This window comes from Euzebyales bacterium (assembly GCA_035461305.1).
Classification (GTDB): domain Bacteria; phylum Actinomycetota; class Nitriliruptoria; order Euzebyales; family JAHELV01; genus JAHELV01.
Map to the genome: position 1 here is coordinate 1 of DATHVN010000011.1, position 2,135 is coordinate 2,135.

The 2,135-nt window shown below is 69.3% G+C and carries 2 protein-coding genes; both read left to right on the forward strand.

Annotated elements, in window-relative coordinates:
* The first annotated feature begins 317 nt into the window (after nt 1–317).
* Nucleotides 318–1,670: an IS630 family transposase gene (locus tag VK923_01145; GenBank protein ID HSJ43272.1), complete on the forward strand. Its 1,353-nt coding sequence runs from the start codon at nt 318–320 to the stop codon at nt 1,668–1,670.
* Nucleotides 1,671–1,774: 104 nt separating this feature from the next.
* The coding region (locus VK923_01150) for a hypothetical protein (GenBank protein ID HSJ43273.1) at nt 1,775–2,135 on the forward strand (361 nt) is incomplete at its 3' end.

Consider the following 2,135-nt stretch of genomic DNA (forward strand, 5'->3'; position numbering starts at 1 on the left):
GCGCGTCCTCCCACCACGCCTCGGGCAGCCGAGTTCTTCGGAAGTGCGTGGACTGCATGCTCGGTCCACGTTCTTGTTGAGTCCCGCTGCGACGGTGAGCCACGACGCAACAGGCGACAACGTCGCTCAAGTCTGGGGGGAGTCGATACCGTCGCGACCAGTGGCTCGGCATCGGTGCCTGCGCGATGGTCTGTGGCGTCGCGCGTGCGGTGAGGATCGTTGCTAGTGTGCTGAGTACTAAGTTTGCTGTGGGTAGGGTGCTAGGTTTTGGTGGGGTGGTGTGGCAGTCTGCCGAGATGAGCGTGCATGCTTGCCTGATGGGACGTCCGGGCCGCAAGGCCGTGCCGGTGGTGTTGACCGGCCGTGCGCGTGAGCTGCTGGGGCGGCTGGCCGAGGACGGCGGGCAGCGCGAGCGGGTGCGTGCCGGGATCGTGCTGGGCGCTGGGGAGGGCCGCTCCAACCGGGAGTTGGCCGAGGAGCTGGGCTGCAGCGAGCCGACCGTGTCGGTGTGGCGGCGCCGCTTCGCCGAGCAGGGGATGGCGGGCCTGACCGACGGGCGAGGCACGTCGACGAGCGCGGCGCGGCGGGGTCGTCGGCTGGCGCCGTTGGCGTTGACCGCCGCGGATCGGGCGGTGCTGGAACGCTGGACGCGCCGGTCCACGGTGTCCCAGGCGTTGGCGCTGCGCGCGCGGATCGTGCTGGCCGCCGCCGACGGCGCGTCCAACGCCGCGATCGCCGCGCGGCAGGGCTGCCATGCCGCGACCGTGGGCAAGTGGCGGGGCCGCTACCTGGACGGCGGCGTGGCTGCGCTGCTCGACGAGCCGCGGGTGGGCCGGCCCCGCGAGGTCGGCGACGACAAGATCGAGCAGATCATCGTCGACACCTTGCAGGCCGAGCCCCCGGACGAGGCGACGCACTGGTCGACGCGGTCGATGGCCCGCCACGCCAAGGTCTCCCAGACGTTGGTGTCGCGGGTGTGGCGCGCGTTCGGGCTCAAGCCGCACCTGGTCGACACGTGGAAGCTGTCGACCGACCCCCAGTTCGTCGAGAAGGTCCGCGACGTCGTCGGGCTCTACCTCGACCCGCCCGAGCGGGCGGTGGTGCTCTGCGTCGACGAGAAATCACAGACGCAGGCGTTGGCGCGGACCCGCCCGATCCTGCCGCTGCTGCCGACCAGCCCCGCGCGCGCCAGCCACGACTACGTCCGCAACGGCACCACCGACCTGTTCGCCGCGCTCGACGTCGCCACCGGTCGGGTGCACACCCAGCTGCACTCGCGTCACCGCACGATCGAGTTCCGCAAGTTCCTCAACCACCTCGACACGCAGGTCCCCGACGAGCTCGACGTCCACCTCATCCTCGACAACTACTCGACCCACAAGACGCCGGCGATCCACCGCTGGCTGCTGCGCCACCCCCGCTTCCACCTGCACTTCACCCCGACCAGCGCCTCATGGCTGAACCTTGTGGAACGCTGGTTCGCCGAGCTGACCGACAAGAAGCTGCGCCGCTCCAGCCACGACTCCGTCAAACAGCTCGTCGACGACATCACCGCCTGGACCGACGCGTGGAACACCGACCCCAAGCCCTACAAGTGGGTCAAGACCGCCGACGCCATCTTCGAATCCATAGGAAACTACTGCCAGCGAATCTCGAACTCAGAACACTAGGTCGTCGGTGTGCTGAAGCTCAGGCTCGACCTGGCGCTCGAGTACGGGATGATCCGCAAGAACCCCTGTGTCGGCGTCAAGCTGCCGCAGATGTCCAACAGGAGATGCACTACCTGACCGCCGACCAGGTCGAGGTGCTTGGTGACGCGATGCCCGAGCCCTACGACCTGATGGTCCGCTTCGCGGCGTACACCGGCCTGTGGTCGGTTGAGATCGCCGCGCTGCGCGCCCGCCACATCCGCCTCGACGCCGGGAAGGTGGACGTGGTGACGGCCGTGTCGGAGATCCACGGCGCGCTGCTCGAGCACGACCCGAAGTCCTACAGCTCGCGCCGGGCGGTCACGCTGCCGGCGTTACTGGTCGACCTGCTCCGCGAGCACCTGAAGGACGCCACGCTCGACACGCCGGTGTTCACGGCCATCGGAGGCGGGCCGCTCCGCCACGTCAACTGGAACGCGCGGGGTC

Bases quoted from the DNA above. Each gene is read 5' to 3' on its own strand.
- VK923_01145 (HSJ43272.1), top strand. From the start codon at position 318: ATGGGACGTCCGGGCCGCAAGGCCGTGCCGGTGGTGTTGACCGGCCGT.